This window comes from Pseudomonas sp. R3-56, assembly GCF_051132075.1.
GTDB lineage: Bacteria > Pseudomonadota > Gammaproteobacteria > Pseudomonadales > Pseudomonadaceae > Aquipseudomonas.
This window is the reverse complement of record NZ_CP071657.1, coordinates 6123333-6139323: the sequence shown is the minus strand read 5'-3', so window position 1 is coordinate 6139323 and position 15991 is coordinate 6123333. Positions and strand designations below refer to the sequence as shown.

Annotated in this window: 15 protein-coding genes; 12 read left to right on the top strand and 3 right to left on the bottom strand. The window is 59.6% G+C overall.

Annotated features, from left to right (window positions below):
- The first annotated feature begins 196 nt into the window (after positions 1-196).
- The 7 genes from J3P96_RS27740 to J3P96_RS27710 all read left to right on the top strand — a co-directional run bounded on the left by J3P96_RS27740 (position 197) and on the right by J3P96_RS27710 (position 9045).
- Positions 197-973, top strand: a complete 777-nt coding sequence (locus J3P96_RS27740; RefSeq protein ID WP_434570693.1) for a DeoR/GlpR family DNA-binding transcription regulator — start codon at positions 197-199, stop codon at positions 971-973.
- 1 nt (position 974) lies between these two features.
- The gene (gene glmS, locus J3P96_RS27735) at positions 975-2807 is read left to right on the top strand and encodes a glutamine--fructose-6-phosphate transaminase (isomerizing) (protein WP_434654506.1); all 1833 of its coding nucleotides are present in this window, start codon (positions 975-977) and stop codon (positions 2805-2807) included.
- Positions 2808-3312: 505 nt separating this feature from the next.
- Positions 3313-4284: a tripartite tricarboxylate transporter substrate binding protein gene (locus J3P96_RS27730; protein ID WP_434570689.1), complete on the top strand. Its 972-nt coding sequence runs from the start codon at positions 3313-3315 to the stop codon at positions 4282-4284.
- Positions 4285-4360: 76 nt separating this feature from the next.
- Positions 4361-4834, top strand: coding sequence for a tripartite tricarboxylate transporter TctB family protein (locus J3P96_RS27725; protein ID WP_434626878.1), 474 nt, complete (start codon positions 4361-4363; stop codon positions 4832-4834).
- A 9-nt stretch (positions 4835-4843) separates the two neighbouring features.
- Positions 4844-6364 (top strand): tripartite tricarboxylate transporter permease, encoded by a 1521-nt coding sequence (locus J3P96_RS27720; protein ID WP_305497735.1) that lies wholly within the window; start codon positions 4844-4846, stop codon positions 6362-6364.
- A gap of 70 nt (positions 6365-6434) precedes the next feature.
- Entirely contained in the window at positions 6435-7592 is a 1158-nt protein-coding gene (locus tag J3P96_RS27715; protein WP_434654503.1) for an L-talarate/galactarate dehydratase, read from the top strand.
- A 22-nt stretch (positions 7593-7614) separates the two neighbouring features.
- A complete protein-coding gene (locus tag J3P96_RS27710; RefSeq protein ID WP_434654502.1) occupies positions 7615-9045 on the top strand; it encodes an FAD-binding oxidoreductase in 1431 nt (476 codons plus the stop codon).
- Positions 9046-9083: 38 nt separating this feature from the next.
- On the opposite strand, the gene J3P96_RS27705 is transcribed toward J3P96_RS27710, so the two are convergent.
- On the bottom strand, positions 9084-9791 hold the full coding sequence (locus J3P96_RS27705; RefSeq protein ID WP_434654500.1) for an NUDIX hydrolase: 708 nt from the start codon (positions 9789-9791) through the stop codon (positions 9084-9086).
- Complete coding sequence (locus J3P96_RS27700; protein WP_434654499.1) at positions 9781-10338, bottom strand: adenylyltransferase/cytidyltransferase family protein; 558 nt, start codon at positions 10336-10338, stop codon at positions 9781-9783. Before J3P96_RS27700 ends, J3P96_RS27705 begins: the two co-directional genes overlap by 11 nt.
- Positions 10339-10509: 171 nt before the next feature.
- On the opposite strand from J3P96_RS27700, the gene J3P96_RS27695 reads away from it, so the two are divergent.
- Genes J3P96_RS27695 through nudK form a run of 4 tightly spaced genes read left to right on the top strand, consistent with a single transcriptional unit; the run spans position 10510 to position 13877 of the window.
- Entirely contained in the window at positions 10510-11157 is a 648-nt protein-coding gene (locus J3P96_RS27695; RefSeq protein WP_434602355.1) for a nicotinamidase, read from the top strand.
- Between the two features lie 9 nt (positions 11158-11166).
- Positions 11167-12396 (top strand): nicotinate phosphoribosyltransferase, encoded by a 1230-nt coding sequence (gene pncB / locus J3P96_RS27690; RefSeq protein WP_434654497.1) that lies wholly within the window; start codon positions 11167-11169, stop codon positions 12394-12396.
- 1 nt (position 12397) lies between these two features.
- Positions 12398-13231, top strand: a complete 834-nt coding sequence (gene nadE, locus J3P96_RS27685) for an ammonia-dependent NAD(+) synthetase (RefSeq protein WP_434602358.1) — start codon at positions 12398-12400, stop codon at positions 13229-13231.
- Positions 13232-13280: 49 nt separating this feature from the next.
- Entirely contained in the window at positions 13281-13877 is a 597-nt protein-coding gene (gene nudK / locus J3P96_RS27680; protein WP_305497726.1) for a GDP-mannose pyrophosphatase NudK, read from the top strand.
- Here the strand turns inward: nudK and ftrA are convergent.
- Positions 13834-14847, bottom strand: coding sequence for a transcriptional regulator FtrA (gene ftrA, locus J3P96_RS27675; protein WP_434654493.1), 1014 nt, complete (start codon positions 14845-14847; stop codon positions 13834-13836). The two genes, nudK and ftrA, sit on opposite strands and share 44 nt — an antisense overlap.
- Before the next feature lie 131 nt (positions 14848-14978).
- On the opposite strand from ftrA, the gene J3P96_RS27670 reads away from it, so the two are divergent.
- The gene (locus tag J3P96_RS27670; protein WP_434654490.1) at positions 14979-15968 is read left to right on the top strand and encodes an aspartate-semialdehyde dehydrogenase; all 990 of its coding nucleotides are present in this window, start codon (positions 14979-14981) and stop codon (positions 15966-15968) included.
- Positions 15969-15991: the final 23 nt, after the last annotated feature.

Genomic DNA, 15991 nt, shown 5'->3' with positions numbered 1-15991 from the left:
CCTCTCCTGTGGGAGCGAGCCTGCTCGCGAATGCGGTATCAGACAGCGCTGCTCTGACTGACCTACCGCATTCGCGAGCAGGCTCGCTCCCACAGTTGTCCGCTGATTTCTGAATTTTTCTCCCTGCGCCTTGACGATATCGCCTCAATAGGTTTTGATTGCTTACGTTATCTTTCGAATCGAAACTTAAGCAGCCATGTCCAAGCGCAATACACCACAACGCCGCCACAACATTCTCGCTTTGCTCCAGGAGCAGGGCGAGGTGAGCGTGGATGAGCTGGCCAAGCGCTTCGAAACCTCGGAAGTTACGATTCGCAAGGATCTCGCCGCGTTGGAGACCAATGGCCTGTTACTGCGCCGCTACGGTGGCGCGGTGCCGATGCCGCAGGAACTGGTCGCCGACAGTGCGCAAAGCGTTTCCAAATACAAACAGGCCATCGCCCGTGCCGCCGTGAAGCGGATCCGCGAGCATGCGCGCATCATCATTGACAGCGGCAGCACCACGGCGGCGATGATTCCCGAGCTTGGCCAGCAACCGGGGCTGGTGGTCATGACCAACTCCCTGCATGTGGCCAATGCGCTGAGCGAACTGGAGCATGAGCCCGTGCTGCTGATGACCGGTGGTACCTGGGATCCTCATTCCGAATCGTTCCAGGGCCAGGTCGCCGAGCAGGTGCTGCGCTCCTATGACTTCGACCAGCTGTTCATCGGCGCCGACGGCATCGATCTGGTTCGAGGTACCACCACTTTCAACGAACTGTTGGGCCTGAGCCGTGTGATGGCCGAGGTTGCCCGCGAAGTGATCGTGATGGTGGAGGCCGACAAGATCGGTCGCAAGATCCCCAATCTGGAACTGCCGTGGAGCAGCGTCCATACCCTCATTACCGATGATCGCCTGCCCGTGGAGGCACGCGACCAGATTCAGGCCCGCGGCATCAATCTGATCTGCGCACCTGTCAGCCAGGAGAAATAACATGTGTGGAATTGTCGGTGCCGTTGCTGAACGCAACATCACGGCCATCTTGCTTGAAGGGCTCAAGCGTCTTGAATATCGCGGCTACGACAGTGCCGGCGTGGCGGTCTTCACCAACGACGAGAAGCTTGAGCGCGTGCGTCGTCCGGGCAAGGTCAGTGAACTGGAACGAGCCCTGGACGCTGAGCCGCTGATCGGTCGCCTGGGCATCGCCCATACCCGTTGGGCCACCCATGGTGCGCCGTGCGAGCGTAACGCCCATCCGCACTTCTCCGGCGACCTGGCCGTGGTGCACAACGGCATCATCGAAAACTATGAGGCGTTGCGCGAACAGCTGAAGGCGCTTGGTTATGTCTTTACTTCGGACACCGACACTGAAGTCATTGCCCATTTGCTCACCCACAAGCTCAAGGACCTGGCGGACCTGACCGTGGCGCTCAAGGCCACGGTCAAGGAACTGCATGGCGCCTATGGCCTGGCGGTCATCAGCGCGAAACAACCGGATCGGCTGGTGGCGGCCCGCAGTGGCAGCCCGCTGGTGATTGGCCTGGGCCTGGGGGAAAACTTCCTGGCTTCCGACCAGTTGGCGCTGCGTCAGGTGACTGACCGCTTCATGTATCTGGAAGAGGGCGATATCGCCGAGATTCGCCGTGACAGCGTGCAGGTCTGGAACCTTGAGGGGAAAGAAGTCGAGCGCGAGGTGGTCCAGTACCGCGACGGTGCCGAAGCCGCCGACAAAGGTGAGTTCCGCCATTACATGCTCAAGGAAATCCACGAGCAACCGGCCGTTGTGCAGCGCACCCTTGAAGGCCGCCTGAGTCAGGAGCAGGTGCTGGTCCAGGCCTTTGGTCCGCAGGCCGCCGAGTTGTTCGCCAAGGTGCGCAACGTGCAGATCGTAGCGTGCGGCACCAGCTATCACGCCGGCATGGTCGCCCGTTACTGGCTCGAAGAGCTGGCGGGTATCCCGTGCCAGGTTGAAGTCGCCAGCGAGTTCCGCTATCGCAAGGTAGTCGTGCAGCCAGACACTCTGTTCGTGACAATTTCCCAGTCCGGCGAAACCGCTGACACCCTGGCAGCGCTGCGTAACGCCAAGGAACTGGGCTTTCTCGCCAGCCTGGCGATCTGCAACGTCGGCATCAGCTCGCTGGTGCGTGAATCCGACCTGACCCTGCTGACCCAGGCTGGTCGCGAGATCGGCGTGGCGTCGACCAAAGCGTTCACCACGCAACTGGTCGGCCTGCTGCTGCTAACCCTGTCCCTGGGGCAGGTACGCGGTACGCTCCAAGAGGGCGTCGAGGCCCGGCTGGTGGAAGAGCTGCGTCGCCTGCCGGCCCGCCTGGGCGAAGCCCTGGCCATGGACAGCATCGTGGAAAAGATCGCCGAACTGTTCGCCGAGAAGAACCACACCTTGTTCCTGGGCCGTGGTGCGCAATTCCCAGTGGCGATGGAAGGGGCCTTGAAGCTCAAGGAAATCTCCTACATTCACGCCGAAGCCTACCCGGCCGGCGAACTCAAGCACGGCCCTCTGGCGCTTGTGGATAACGACATGCCGGTGGTCACCGTGGCGCCGAACAACGAGCTGCTGGAAAAGCTCAAGTCCAACCTGCAGGAAGTGCGCGCCCGTGGCGGCCAGTTGGTAGTCTTCGCCGATGAGAAGGCTGGCATGACCAACGGCGAGGGCACCCACGTGGTGCATATGCCGCACATCCACGACATCCTTTCGCCGATCCTTTACACCATTCCGCTGCAACTGCTGTCGTATTACGTCGCCGTGCTCAAGGGCACCGACGTGGACCAGCCGCGTAACCTGGCGAAATCGGTCACGGTCGAGTAAGGCTGGGGCAGGGTAACGGAGTCGGCCGCTCGGCTCTGATCCGAAGCGCAAAAAAACAACCCCCTGATTTCAGGGGGTTTTTTATTGGGGGCAACTAAATTTCAGTCCGGATTTGTGCAAGGACGGCGATTCGATCTCCTCGGGACCATCCTCCCTGTTCGTCGTATTCACGGTAAGCCCCTGAACAACTGCGTTGACAACGTGGAGCATAGGTGATGATATCAAGTCATACGACAACGTATGACGTCAAAATAATAAAAACGAAAGGCGCAGCCATGTTTTCTCCATTTGCCGCCCAGCGCACATGTAGTCCCTCGGTCCCACGCGTTATCGCCGTGCGCCAGCTACCTTCCCGAAAAGCTCTTTTCGCGCTCGCCAGTGCAATCGAATTCCCCGATCTCAACGTCCAAGCAGTCTTGCCTTCCCGCCAGGCATCAGCGCTGGGCGTGTCCGTTTCTCGCTCAACCTCAATCCCACAATGAATGGCAGCACCCGGAGAACAATAATGAAGAAAACACTCTGCGCCTCTTTGATCGCCTCGTTTCTGAGCTTGGCCGCTGGCACAGCGATGGCTGCCGATGCCAGCGATTGGCCAAGCCGTCCGGTACAGGTCGTGGTGATTGCCAACGCCGGTGGTGACACCGATTTCAACGCACGGATGATGGCCAAGTACTTCACCAAGGTCACCGGCAAGACCATGGTTGTCACCAACATGGCCGGTGGGGGCGGCACCATCGCCGCCGATGCGGTCAAGAGCGCAGCGCCGGATGGCAATACCATCCTCTTCACCCACACCGGCCAGTTGATCGTCAACGAAGTCGCGGGGCTGTCGGAGGACCGCTTTGATGCGTTCGATATTTCCTGCATCGCTGGCGTCGACAAAGGGGCGGTGTTCGTCTCGGCGAAAAGCTCGGGCATCGACAGCCTCGACCAACTGATTGAAAAAGCCAAGGCCAAGCCCGGCACCATCACTTACGGCACCGAGATGGGCAACTTCTCGCACCTGCAAGGCTTGATGTTCGAGAAGCTCGCCGGGGTGAAACTGAAAATGGTCGACAGCGGCACCGTCTCGGAAAAAATCGTCGCCTTGCTCGGCAAGCGCATCGACCTCGGCGCCATCAGCTATGGCTCGGTCCAGGATTACATCTCCAGCGGCAAAATGACCGCCCTGGGCCAGCCCAATGCTGAGCGCAACGCGCTGCTGGGCGACGTCAAGACCTTCAAGGAGCAAGGCGTGGACCTGGTCCTGGACAAGCCTTACGTCGTCGCCTTCCCGAAAGGCACGGACCCGGCCATCGTCAAGAAAATGGCCGATACCATGAAAAAAATCACCGAAGAGCCCGAATATGCCGAGGAGCTGAAGAAGTCCTTCAAGCAGCCGGTCAGCTTCCAGGGCCCCGAAGAAGCCGTCGCCACGTTGAATAAAACCCGGGACAGCTTCATGCAGTTCAAGGACGAGATGCGTAAAGCAAAATAATTTTGCGTAACGGCTCGGGTGTGAACCGCGTTGGCCAACACCCGAGAACCCGTCCTTTCCAGCAAGAGGAGCCTGTATGGATTCCTATAAAAGAAACGAGTTGATCGCCGGCCTGGCCATGCTCGGCGCCGGCATCGCTTACCTGATACTGACCATGAACCTGCCGCGTCGTGGGACGGTCGATGCCGCGTTTGTCCCTTGGGTACTCGCCGTCGCGCTGTGTCTGTTGGGCGCATTGCAATTGTGGGCGTGGCGCAAGCTGCCGGACAAAAGTGCCGAACCTTCGGAAAAGCCAGAGGCGATCGATTACCCAACGGTCATCAAATCCGTGGCCTTGGTGCTGCTTTACACAGCGCTGATGCAGCCGGTGGGTTTTCTGATCACGACTGCGCTCTATCTCTATGCCCAGTTCATCGTATTGACCCCGGCGGACGAAAAGGTCAAGCACCTGCGTTACACGCTGATCGCGGTCGTTTCGGCTGTGCTGATTTTTTACATCTTTCGTCATGGCTTCGACTTGCTCCTGCCTGTCGGTTTATTGGATTTCTAGGGGACGGCCATGATTGAGCTCATGCAAACAGGCTTCGCAGCCGTACTGACACCCTACGTCTTTCTGCTGATCACCCTCGGGGTTGCGGTGGGGATCGTTTTTGGAGCGGTGCCTGGTCTTTCGGCCACCATGGCGATCGCTTTGTGCTTGCCGCTGACTTATTCGATGGGACCCGGTCCTGGCCTGGCGCTGCTGGTGGCGCTTTTCGTTGGCGCCACCTCGGGAGGGCTGATATCGGCGATATTGCTCAACATACCGGGAACGCCGGCCTCCATCGCGACGACGTTCGATGGCTGGCCGCTGATGAAACAAGGCCATGGCGTGAAGGCCCTTGGGATTGGCGTGGTGTTCTCGTTCCTCGGCACGATCTTCAGTATCGCCGCGCTGATGTTCATCGCTCCGATCCTGGCGGAACTGGCCCTGAGCTTTGGCCCGCACGAATACTTCTCCATCGCCATTTTCTCGCTGACGTTGATCGCCACGCTGTCCACCGGCTCGCTGGTCAAAGGCTTGTTTGCCGGTGCCCTGGGCTTTGCCTTTTCCACCGTGGGGATCGCCCCGGTCGAGGCGATCCGCCGGTTTACCTTTGACTTGCCGAGCCTCAATGGCGGCTTCGCCATGCTCACCGTGATGATCGGTATGTTTGCGGTCTCCGAGGTGCTGAAGTTCGCCGAGAGCGCGCGCCTGAGTCACCGGGCCAAACCCCAGCACGTCAGCATGAAAGGCGTTAAAGGTTTTGGTTTTTCGATGAAGGAATTTGTCGGCCAACTGCCCAACGCCACTCGTTCATCCCTGATCGGCCTGGGCATCGGCATCTTGCCTGGCATCGGTGCCGGTACGTCGAATATCGTCTCTTACATCGTGGCGAAGAAACGCTCGAAGACACCGGAAGAGTTCGGCAAGGGCAAGATTGACGGCGTGGTCGCCAGCGAGACGGCAAACAACGCTGGCATCGGCGGCGCGATGATTCCTCTGCTGACGCTCGGCATTCCCGGCGATACCACTACGGCAGTGATGCTCGGTGGTTTCATGATCCACGGCATCCAGCCCGGACCGTTGCTGTTCATCAGCCAGGCACCGTTGGTCTACACGATCTTCGCCGCGCTGATCCTCGCTTCCGTGCTGATGCTGGTGCTGGAATTCTATGGCCTACGCATGTTCATCAAGTTGTTGGCGGTGCCCAAGCACATTCTGCTGCCGATCATCCTGGTGCTTTGCGTCGTCGGTGCCTTTGGCCTGAACAGCCGGATCTTCGACGTCTGGGCGGTGTTGCTGTTTGGCTTGCTGGGGTATGGGTTCGTCAAGGCCGGTTTGCCGATTGCACCGTTCATCATCGGTTTCATCCTCGGTCCGATGGCTGAAACCAACTTGCGTCGCGGCTTGATGCTGTCCGATGGCAATTTCGGCGGCTTCCTGACCAATCCCATCTCGGCGGGCTTCCTCATCCTGGCCGCCGCGTCCATCTCCTGGCACCTGGTGACGGTCATTCGCAACCGCAAAAGTGCGGCCATTGAATTGATGCGCAGCTAGCCCATTGCATTCGCTGCTGTAACACGACGCCGTGTTGCGGCAGCCGAACCCAAACGTTCGGAGCATAGCCATGCAAGACACGCCTCAACTGCCTTCCGCCGATGACGACCGCATTGCCTGGGTGCGCGTGGCCTCGGTATTCCTGCCGCTGGCCAACCCCATCAGCGACGCCAAGGTACTGACCGGTCGGCAGAAGCCAATGACCGAAATCGCCATGCTGTTTGTCGAAATCGAAACCAGGGACGGCCACCGTGGCCTGGGTTTCAGCTATTCCAAGCGCGCCGGCGGCCCCGGGCAATTTGCCCATGCCAGGGAAATCGCTCCTGGCCTCATCGGCGAAAACCCCAGCGACATTTCCAAATTGTGGGACAAGCTCTGCTGGGCGGGTGCCTCGGTGGGGCGCAGCGGCCTGGCGACCCAGGCGATCGGTGCATTCGATGTCGCCCTGTGGGACTTGAAAGCCAAGCGGGCCAATCTTTCCCTGGCGCGTTTGCTCGGCGCTCATCGCGATTCTGTCCAGTGCTACAACACGTCGGGGGGATTCCTGCACACGCCGCTTGATCAATTGATGATCAATACTGACATCTCCCGGGAAAAGGGTATCGGCGGGATCAAGCTCAAAGTCGGCCAGCCTGACCAGGCGCTGGATCTGCACCGGGTCAGCACCATCCGCAAACACCTGGGGGATAGCTTCCCCTTGATGGTCGATGCCAATCAGCAATGGGACCGACCCAACGCCCAGCGCATGTGCCGCCAGTTGGAACAATACAACCTGGTCTGGATCGAGGAGCCGCTGGATTGCTATGACGCCGAAGGCCACGCCGCGCTGGCGCAGCAATTCGACACGCCGATCGCCACCGGTGAAATGCTCACCAGCGTTGCCGAGCACTGGGAATTCATCAAGTTGCGCGCTGCCGATTACCTGATGCCTGATGCGCCGCGTGTCGGCGGCATCACGCCTTACCTGAAAGTCCAGGCAGCAGCCGAACAAGCAGGACTGATGATCGCGCCGCACTTTGCCATGGAACTGCACATCCATCTGGCCGCCAGTTACAGCCGCGAGCCTTGGGTGGAACATTTCGAATGGCTGGAGCCATTGTTCAATGAACGCATGGAGACCCGTGACGGAAGAATGCTGGTGCCCACCCGGCCTGGCCTCGGGTTGTCCTTGAGCGAACGCGTGGCGGGATGGACGGCCGACCAGGTCGAGATCGGGCGGCGCCCGTGATCAGGTCAATGAGGAGCACGTCATGGCGTTGAGCCCTGAGTTTATCCAGAGCATCGAGCACGTCGTGGGCGCTGCGGGCGTGGTACGGGATCCGGCGCTCATGGCCAGCTATCTGACAGACTGGCGTAGCGCCTATCAAGGCCAGGCCGCGCTCGTGGTCAGGCCCGCGACCACCGAGGAGGTCGCGGCGGTAGTGCGGCTTTGCCACGACGCCAGGGTGGCGCTGGTGCCCCAGGGCGGCAATACCGGTTTGTGCGGTGGCTCGATTCCGGATGCTTCCGGCAGCCAGGTGGTGTTGTCTTTGACCCGGATGAAGCGCATCCGTGAAATAGACCTCGCCAATGAAACCATCACGGTCGAGGCCGGGGTGATCCTGCAGCACCTCCAGGAGGTCGCCAGCCAGGCGGGGCGCCTGTTCCCGCTATCGCTGGGGGCGGAGGGCAGTTGCACGGTGGGTGGCAATCTGGCGACGAACGCTGGCGGCACGGCGGTGCTGCGCTACGGCAACATGCGTGAGCTGACGCTCGGGCTTGAGGTGGTATTGCCGGACGGACGAATCTGGAACGGTTTGCGGGGGTTGCGCAAGGACAACACCGGTTACGATCTCAAGCATTTGTTCATCGGCTCGGAAGGCACGCTGGGCATCATCACTGCGGCGGTGCTGAAGCTGTTTCCGGCAACCTGCAGCATGGCGACAGCCTGGGTTGCGCTGCCTTCGCCACAAGCGGCGGTGGATTTGATCGGTCATGTCCGCAGCCTGTGCGCCGACCGCCTGACGGGCTTCGAGATGATGTCGCGCCAGAGCCTGGATTTCGTCCTGGATCATGTGGCGGGTTGCAGCGATCCGCTGGAGACGAAACATCCCTGGTACGCGTTGATTGAATTGCGCGACACGGTGCCCGATGCGCCGTTGACGCTGCTGCTCGAAAACGGCCTGGGCCATGCCTTCGAGCAAGGTTGGGTCATTGATGCGGTATTGGCCAGCAGTCAGGCGCAGGCCGCCGCGCTGTGGGCGCTGCGCGAAGGGATTTCCGAGGCACAGAATCACGAAGGCCCCAGCCTCAAGCATGACATCAGCGTGCCTGTCAGTCGGATTCCGGAATTCATCGAGCGCACCGACAAAGCCCTGCAACAGGACTTTCCAGGCGTGCGCATCGTTTCCTATGGGCACATGGGCGACGGCAATCTGCACTACAACATCAGCAAGCCGATTAGCGATGCGGACGCTTCGTTCAAGGCCCGCGAACACGCGATCATGCAAGTCATCTACCGGATGACGAGCACCTTCAATGGCAGCATCAGTGCTGAACATGGGCTGGGGCAAGCCAAACCCCATGCCGCAGCCCAGTTCAAGGACCCGCTGGAGATCGAGTTGATGCGGGCCATTAAACATACGCTGGACCCTGCCGGGCTAATGAACCCCGGCAAGGTCTTCACTTCCCATGGCCCTTGATACGTGGATCAGGAAGTTGTGCTGGGCGTACGCACAAGTCACTCCAGAAAACACCGATCAAAAAGATAAACGCTGGCCGGTTTGAGATTTTCCACCGTGCGTTGCGGTCGGCCGCCGTCGCCGGCTTTTTTACGACCGGTTTCCTGCAAATAACCGGCCTCGGTCATTTTCAGCAGACGCTGGCGCATGCTGGTCTTGAGCACCGGACGACCGAGCACCACGGAGAAAATATCCACCGCTTCCGGCGCGCTGAATTCCGGGCCCAGGAACATCAGCGGCAGGCTGCTGTAGAGGGCTTTGGACAACAACCGTTCCTGGACCGCCGCGACCAGGCTGTTGTGATCGAAAGGAAGTTTGATCGAGGCATCAGCGACATCCTTGAGGGGGAAAAATCCCTGATGCTCGGCGAGCAGGACCGCCTCGTTGGCAATCGCCAGGTAGAACGTCGAGGATGACCAGCAGCGTGGGTCGCGGAACGCGTCGCCGACGGTGCCGACCTGTTCGATCCAGGCCAGCGGCATGCCTACCTTGTTTGAATTGCGCAGGCGCTCCACGGCGTCGTTCAGCGTGAGATCTTCGACATCCCCATTGACCACGATCCCTGGCAACGCCCAATGACCGGCGAACGGCTCGGCTTCCCGTCGGTTCAGGAGGATTTCCAGCGCCTGGGTCTCCCGGCAGAAGCGCAGCACGCAGAGATCGATGGTGTGCAGATAATCGCGCGCGGTGGCTGTGCTAGTGGGCATGTCGATTTCCGTGGTTAGCGTAAAGGTCATAGTTTAACGGGTTCATGCCGGGAGCTATCCAGTGGCTGGGCAGCGGCTTGCCCAAGGCCAGTCGTTCGCGAACCACCGTGCTGCGCACGTGGATCTTTTCGCTCACGCGAAGGATGGAAAAACGCTCAAGCAGTTCCTGGCCGCGATAGAAGGTCGGCAGCAAATCCGCGACATCCTCGCCCACCACCAACGCGATCCGCTTGCCGTCCAGGGCTAGACTGTCGGCGAAATGGGCGAGCAGGGTATAGCTGTAGATGGCGCCTTCAACGCCACGGGCCACGACCTGCTCCACCCGGCTTGCGCGCACTTCGGCGTAGCACAGGGGCTGGACGTGTTCGACGATGGATTCCAACCATTTCAGGCGAACGTCATAGTCGACCATTTGTTTGCCGTAGGGATGCCGGAAGCTAGGGGCGACCAACACGCGCCTGGCCTGGTTCGAGGCCTCGATCATCACTTGGGCGTGACCGGCATGAGGGGGATTAAAAGCACCACCATAGACGGCTAGTTCGAACATGGCTCATCCTCTTTTAGTACACCACATGTACTTTATAGTAAAAATCCTTCATGTAAATCTGATTGGCTTGGGCCTAGGAAACAAACCTGTGGAAAATTATCTTTCGAGAAGGGCTTGCCATGAAAGTACATCATATGTACTCTCGTGGCCATAGAAGAGGAGAAAACCAGCATGAACAGCCTGACCCGGAAAACAGCTTCCTTCGATGTTGATGCGCAAAAGAGCTTTACGCCGCTGTGCCCTGATGAGCTTCCGGTGCCGGGCGGTGATGAGATTGCCGGTGAGCTGAATTTCATCGCGTCCCTGGCCAGCCTTCGCATCGGCAGCAAGGATGCCCATTCGCCCCTGGCCCCGTGGGTGGTCTCCGATCATTCGAAAATGTTCGTGCCGACCGGGCTCGAGCACGCCGACATCACCTGGGTCAGCCACTGCGTTCCCGGCACCGAAGGTTTCGCCCTGCTGGATCAACTGCCGGCCCCATACGATTACGACTATTTCGTCTGGAAGGGCGTCGAGCCGGATCTGCACCCCTATGGCGCCTGCTACCACGACTTGCACGGCAAGCTCTCCACTGGCGTGATCGAGTACCTGAAAGGGTTGAAAGTGGAGCAGGTAATTGTCGGCGGGCTGGCGCTGGATTTCTGCGTCAAAACCACCGCTCTGCAACTGGCCTCCGCTGGCTTCAAGGTCATCGTTCACCTCCCGGCCTGCCGGGCCATCAGTGAAACGGGGGCCAACCAAGCCATTCAAGACCTCGAGCAAGCGGGCGTCGCGGTTACCGCCACTCGCGAAGAAACCATCCGCTTGGCAAACGCATAAGGAAGAGCCATGGACAGCGCATTCGACTCAAGCAGCGGCACTATCCAGAGTCTTCTGGACACCGACTACTACACCTTCACCATGATGCAGGCGGTCTTGCACCAGCACCCGAATGTCGAGGTGGAATACCAGTTCATCGTGCGTTCCAAGGAGCGGCTCGCTCACTTGATTCCAGACATCCGTGTCGAACTGGAGAAGCTCGCCGGGTTGCAACTACGCGAAGGCGAGCAGCGGTTTCTGTTCAACAAGCGTTTCCGTGAATACCTGACACCGGATTTCGAACAGTTTCTCGGCCTGTTTCGCTTCAACCTGCGCTACATCCACGTTTCGGAAGTCGACGGCCAACTGCACATTCGTGTCCGTGGGCCGATGCTGCACTGCATCATGTTCGAACAACCGGTATTGGCGATGGTCAGCGAGCTGCGCAATCGTGAGAAGTACCCGGAAGTCGAGTTGGCCGACGTTACTCGCAAGCTGTACCAGAAGTTTGAATGGCTGGAGAAAAATGCCAGTCGTGAAGAACTTGCCGAGTTTCGTGTCTCGGATTTCTCCACCCGCCGGCGGCTGTCATTCAGGGCCCAGCGTGAAGTAGTGAATGTCATGCGCAGCGATTTCCCCGGGGTCTTTGTCGGTACCAGTAACGCTCACCTGGCGTACGAATTCGATCTCCCCTTGATCGGCACAATGGCGCACCAATGGTTGATGGTGCACCAGCAACTTGGCCGGTTGCGTGAAAGCCAGAACGCGGCATTGGAGAACTGGGTGCACGAGTATCGCGGCCGGCTTGGTATCGCGCTGACGGACTGCATCAGTACGGATTTCTTCCTCAAGGATTTCGACCTGTACTTTGCCAAACTCTATGACGGTCTGCGGCAGGATTCCGGTGACCCGATCGTCTGGGCTGACAAGGTGCTGGGGCGTTACCAGGAGCTGGGCGTCGATGCGCGCACCAAGGACCTGATGTTCTCCGATGGTCTGAATTTCGAAAAATGCCTGCCGATCCTGCGCCACGTTCGTGGCAAGGCGAAATTCGGCTTCGGCATGGGCACCAGCCTGGCCTGCGACGTCGACGGCGTCGAACCGCTGAGCATCGTCATGAAACTGGTGCGGGTGCATGGCGAGCCGGTCGTCAAGTTTTCAGACGATCCGATCAAGAACGTGTGTGAAGACGCCTCATTTTTGCGCTACGCCGCTCAGGTGTTCAATGTCGCCCTGGTCAATCCACAGATGGGAGCCTGATATGACTTCGCTTCAGCAAGAAAGCATTGCCCGGGAGCTGGGCATCGACCGTCAACTGCAACAGGGCGGCGAAGCCGCCGAGATCGCTCGCCGCGTCGAGTTTATAAAGCAGGTGCTGCGTGAGTCGGGTTGCAAGTCCCTGGTGCTGGGGATCAGTGGCGGCGTCGACTCCCTTACTGCCGGCCGTCTTTGCCAGTTGGCAGTGGAGCAACTGCGCAATGAAGACTACACGGCGCGGTTTATTGCGGTCCGGTTGCCGTACAAGGCCCAGGCGGACGAGCGAGACGCCCAAGCGTCCTTGGACTTCATCCGGCCGGACTCGATCACCACCAGCAACATCGGTGCTTGTGTTGACGGGCTGATGGGTCATATCGCTGTCGACGGCTTGCAGCCTTCGGCCGAACTCATCGACTTCGCCAAAGGCAATGCCAAAGCCCGGGCACGGATGCTGGCGCAATACGCCATTGCCAATCTCAGCAACGGGCTGGTGGTTGGCACCGATCATGGGGCAGAGGCAGTGATGGGGTTTTTTACCAAGTTCGGCGACGGTGCCTGCGATTTGGCACCGCTGTCCGGGTTGACCAAAACCCAGGTGCGATTGTTGGCCGACGCGATGGGTGCCCCCGCTTACCTGGTGCGCAAGGCACCGACCGCCGATCTGGAAGACCTGGCACCTGGCAAGTTGGATGAAGTGGCGTATGGATGCAGCTACGAGGAAATCGATGCGTACCTGATGGGTGAAGCGGTGTCTCCCAAGGCCCGAGAAATTATTGAACGTGCTTACCAGAAAACGGCTCATAAGCGCGCATTGCCACGCGTCCCGGCATCACGTTGAATGAGCCGGGTATTGAAGTGAGTTTTCTGGTCCCGAACGGAGTGGGTCAATGACACAGCCAATCAGCACGCAAGACCGTGTGCGCATCAAGAATGTCGAAGTCCTCTCGGACAACTGGTACATCCTGCGCAAGACTACCTACGATTACCTCGGTCGCAACGGCCAATGGCGCGAGCTGACGCGCGAAACCTATGACCGTGGCAACGGTGCGACCATCCTGCTCTACAGCAAGGCCAAGCAAACCGTAGTGCTGACCCGGCAATTCCGCTTCCCTGCGTTCGTCAACGGGCACGACGGCCTGTTGATCGAAACCTGCGCCGGCCTGTTGGACAACGACGACCCGCACACCTGTATCCGCAAGGAAACCCAGGAGGAAACCGGCTATATCGTGCGGGACGTGCGCAAGGTGTTCGAGGCGTTCATGAGCCCAGGGTCGGTGACCGAGCGTGTGCATTTTTTCGTCGGTGAGTATTCCGACGAGGACAAACAGCACGAAGGTGGCGGGCTTGAGGCGGAGGGCGAGGAAATCGAGGTGCTGGAGATGCCTCTCGATCAAGCCTTGGGCATGATCGAAACCGGCGAGATCTGCGACGGCAAGACCATCATGTTGCTGCAGTACGCCAAGTTGCATCGGTTGCTGGATTGACCCGGTTGGCCCGCGCGGCGCCGAATCGCTCGCGATAGGTTGAGGGCGGCAGGCCCACGGCATTGCGGAACGCCGCCCGAAAACTCTCCACCGACCGGTACCCGCAGGCCTGGGCAATGCAGGCTGTGCGCTGGTCGGTACTTTCCAGCAGCTCCCGTGCCCGGTTCAGGCGTTCCTGCTGTAGCCAGGCCTTAGGCGGCAGGCCGGTGGTTTCAACGAAGCGCCGCAGGAAAGTCCGTTCGCTCATGGCGACGCGGGCAGCCAGGTCGGCGACGTTGAGCGGCTGATCCAGATGTTCTCGAACCCAGTGCAGGATCCGTGTCAGTTCATTGCGCGGCGACTTATCCACAGGCGCCGCGATGAATTGCGACTGGCCGCCGGTTCGCTGTGGTGCCATCACCAGACGGCGGGCCACCGAATTAGCGATGTGGGTACCGAAATCCCGGGCGATCAAATGCAGGCAGGCGTCGATACCGGCGGCGCTGCCGGCCGAGGTGATCAACTGGCCGGCATCGACATACAGCACGTTCGGGTCAACGGTGATTCGGGGGAATCGCTCGGCGAGCAAGGATGAGAATTGCCAATGGGTGGTTGCGGTCTTGCCATCCAGCAATCCGGTGGCGGCCAGTGCGAACACGCCAGAGCAGATGGACAATAAGCGGGCACCGCGGGCATGAGCGCGGCGCAATGCTTGCAGCAACGCTTCAGGTGGCGGTTCATGGTGGCTGCGCCAGCCGGGAATGATGATGGTTCGCGCGCTATCCAGCGCTTCGAGTCCCGCGTCGACAGCTATGCGCAGGCCTCCCAGCGCATGCATCGGCCCAGGATCGACGGCAACGATCTGATGGCCGTACCACGGGACATCCAGTTCCGGACGCGGCAGGCCGAATATCTCCAGAGCGATGCCGAATTCGAATACGCAAAGACCTTCATAAACGAGGATCGCCACTGTTCCGGGGTGAGCGTGCATTTGGCGTGATTCCACCGTTTATTGTCATGCGCTGCACTGTAGCGGACAGCCTTGCTTTCCTACAATCGTCGTCAGGAAATCGGCGAAACCTCGACGGTAGGGCCTCGCGAAGCGGGCAAGGAAAATCAAAAATGAAGAAGATCGCCGTGGTGGGATGTACCGGCGCAGTAGGCATGACCATGCTGCAATTACTCGAAGATACCGACCATGAAGTGGTCTGCATGGCCTCGGAACGTTCCGCTGGCAAGCGCTTGGCGGTGGGCGGGAGCCGCCATCTGATCGAGCCGTTCTCGGTGGAAGGTTGCGCCTCGTGCGATATCGTTTTCCTGTGTGTTTCCGGTGCCTTTGCCTTGGAATACGGTGAGCGCCTGGCTGAAAGGTCGTATGTCATCGATAACTCCTCGGCGTTTCGTTACCACGAAGCCATTCCATTGCTGGTGCCGCCTATCAACGGCCGGCGTTACCGGGGCGAAAAACTGATTGCCAACCCCAACTGCTCGTCGGCCATCGCGTTGATGGTGCTGGGTCCGCTGCACGACGCGTTCGGGTTGGAGAGCGCGATCATCTCCACGTATCAGGCGGCCAGTGGGGCGGGGCAGCCGGCGATGTTGGAGCTGCGGGAGAAAGCCAGGTCCTTCAGTGACTACGGTGATCGCGATGACAGCGAGTACTTCGCCCATAACCTGGCGTTCAACGTGATTCCCCAAGTCGACTCATTCGAAGCCAATGGTTACACCCGTGAAGAGATGAAAGTGGTCTGGGAGTTGCGCAAGGTTCTCGACGAACCGGCGTTGGCTGTCAGCACCACTGCGGTCAGGGTGCCGACGTTGCGGTCCCACGCCGAGAGTCTGAGCCTGCGCTTCAAAAAAACCATCCAGTCGCTGGATCGCGTGCGCACGCTGTTACATAACGCGTCAGGGGTCGAAGTGGTGGATGAGCCTGAGTTCGGCGCTTATCCGATGCCCATGACCTCAACCTACAAACATGCGGTGGAGGTTGGGCGGATTCGCTACAGCCTGATCTATGGCGAGCATGGGTTGGACCTGTTCATCAGCGGCGATCAGTTGCTCCGTGGTGCGGCGCTGAACGCTTTCGAAATCATGCAGTTGATCAGCGATTGATCAAAACGCGCAGCAGTCCTGAC

Coding starts and splice junctions, on each gene's coding strand:
- J3P96_RS27740 (WP_434570693.1), top strand. CDS start 197: ATGTCCAAGCGCAATACACCACAACGCCGCCACAACATTCTCGCTTTG.
- glmS (WP_434654506.1), top strand. CDS start 975: ATGTGTGGAATTGTCGGTGCCGTTGCTGAACGCAACATCACGGCCATC.
- J3P96_RS27730 (WP_434570689.1), top strand. CDS start 3,313: ATGAAGAAAACACTCTGCGCCTCTTTGATCGCCTCGTTTCTGAGCTTG.
- J3P96_RS27725 (WP_434626878.1), top strand. CDS start 4,361: ATGGATTCCTATAAAAGAAACGAGTTGATCGCCGGCCTGGCCATGCTC.
- J3P96_RS27720 (WP_305497735.1), top strand. CDS start 4,844: ATGATTGAGCTCATGCAAACAGGCTTCGCAGCCGTACTGACACCCTAC.
- J3P96_RS27715 (WP_434654503.1), top strand. CDS start 6,435: ATGCAAGACACGCCTCAACTGCCTTCCGCCGATGACGACCGCATTGCC.
- J3P96_RS27710 (WP_434654502.1), top strand. CDS start 7,615: ATGGCGTTGAGCCCTGAGTTTATCCAGAGCATCGAGCACGTCGTGGGC.
- J3P96_RS27705 (WP_434654500.1), bottom strand. CDS start 9,791: ATGCCCACTAGCACAGCCACCGCGCGCGATTATCTGCACACCATCGAT.
- J3P96_RS27700 (WP_434654499.1), bottom strand. CDS start 10,338: ATGTTCGAACTAGCCGTCTATGGTGGTGCTTTTAATCCCCCTCATGCC.
- J3P96_RS27695 (WP_434602355.1), top strand. CDS start 10,510: ATGAACAGCCTGACCCGGAAAACAGCTTCCTTCGATGTTGATGCGCAA.
- pncB (WP_434654497.1), top strand. CDS start 11,167: ATGGACAGCGCATTCGACTCAAGCAGCGGCACTATCCAGAGTCTTCTG.
- nadE (WP_434602358.1), top strand. CDS start 12,398: ATGACTTCGCTTCAGCAAGAAAGCATTGCCCGGGAGCTGGGCATCGAC.
- nudK (WP_305497726.1), top strand. CDS start 13,281: ATGACACAGCCAATCAGCACGCAAGACCGTGTGCGCATCAAGAATGTC.
- ftrA (WP_434654493.1), bottom strand. CDS start 14,847: ATGCACGCTCACCCCGGAACAGTGGCGATCCTCGTTTATGAAGGTCTT.
- J3P96_RS27670 (WP_434654490.1), top strand. CDS start 14,979: ATGAAGAAGATCGCCGTGGTGGGATGTACCGGCGCAGTAGGCATGACC.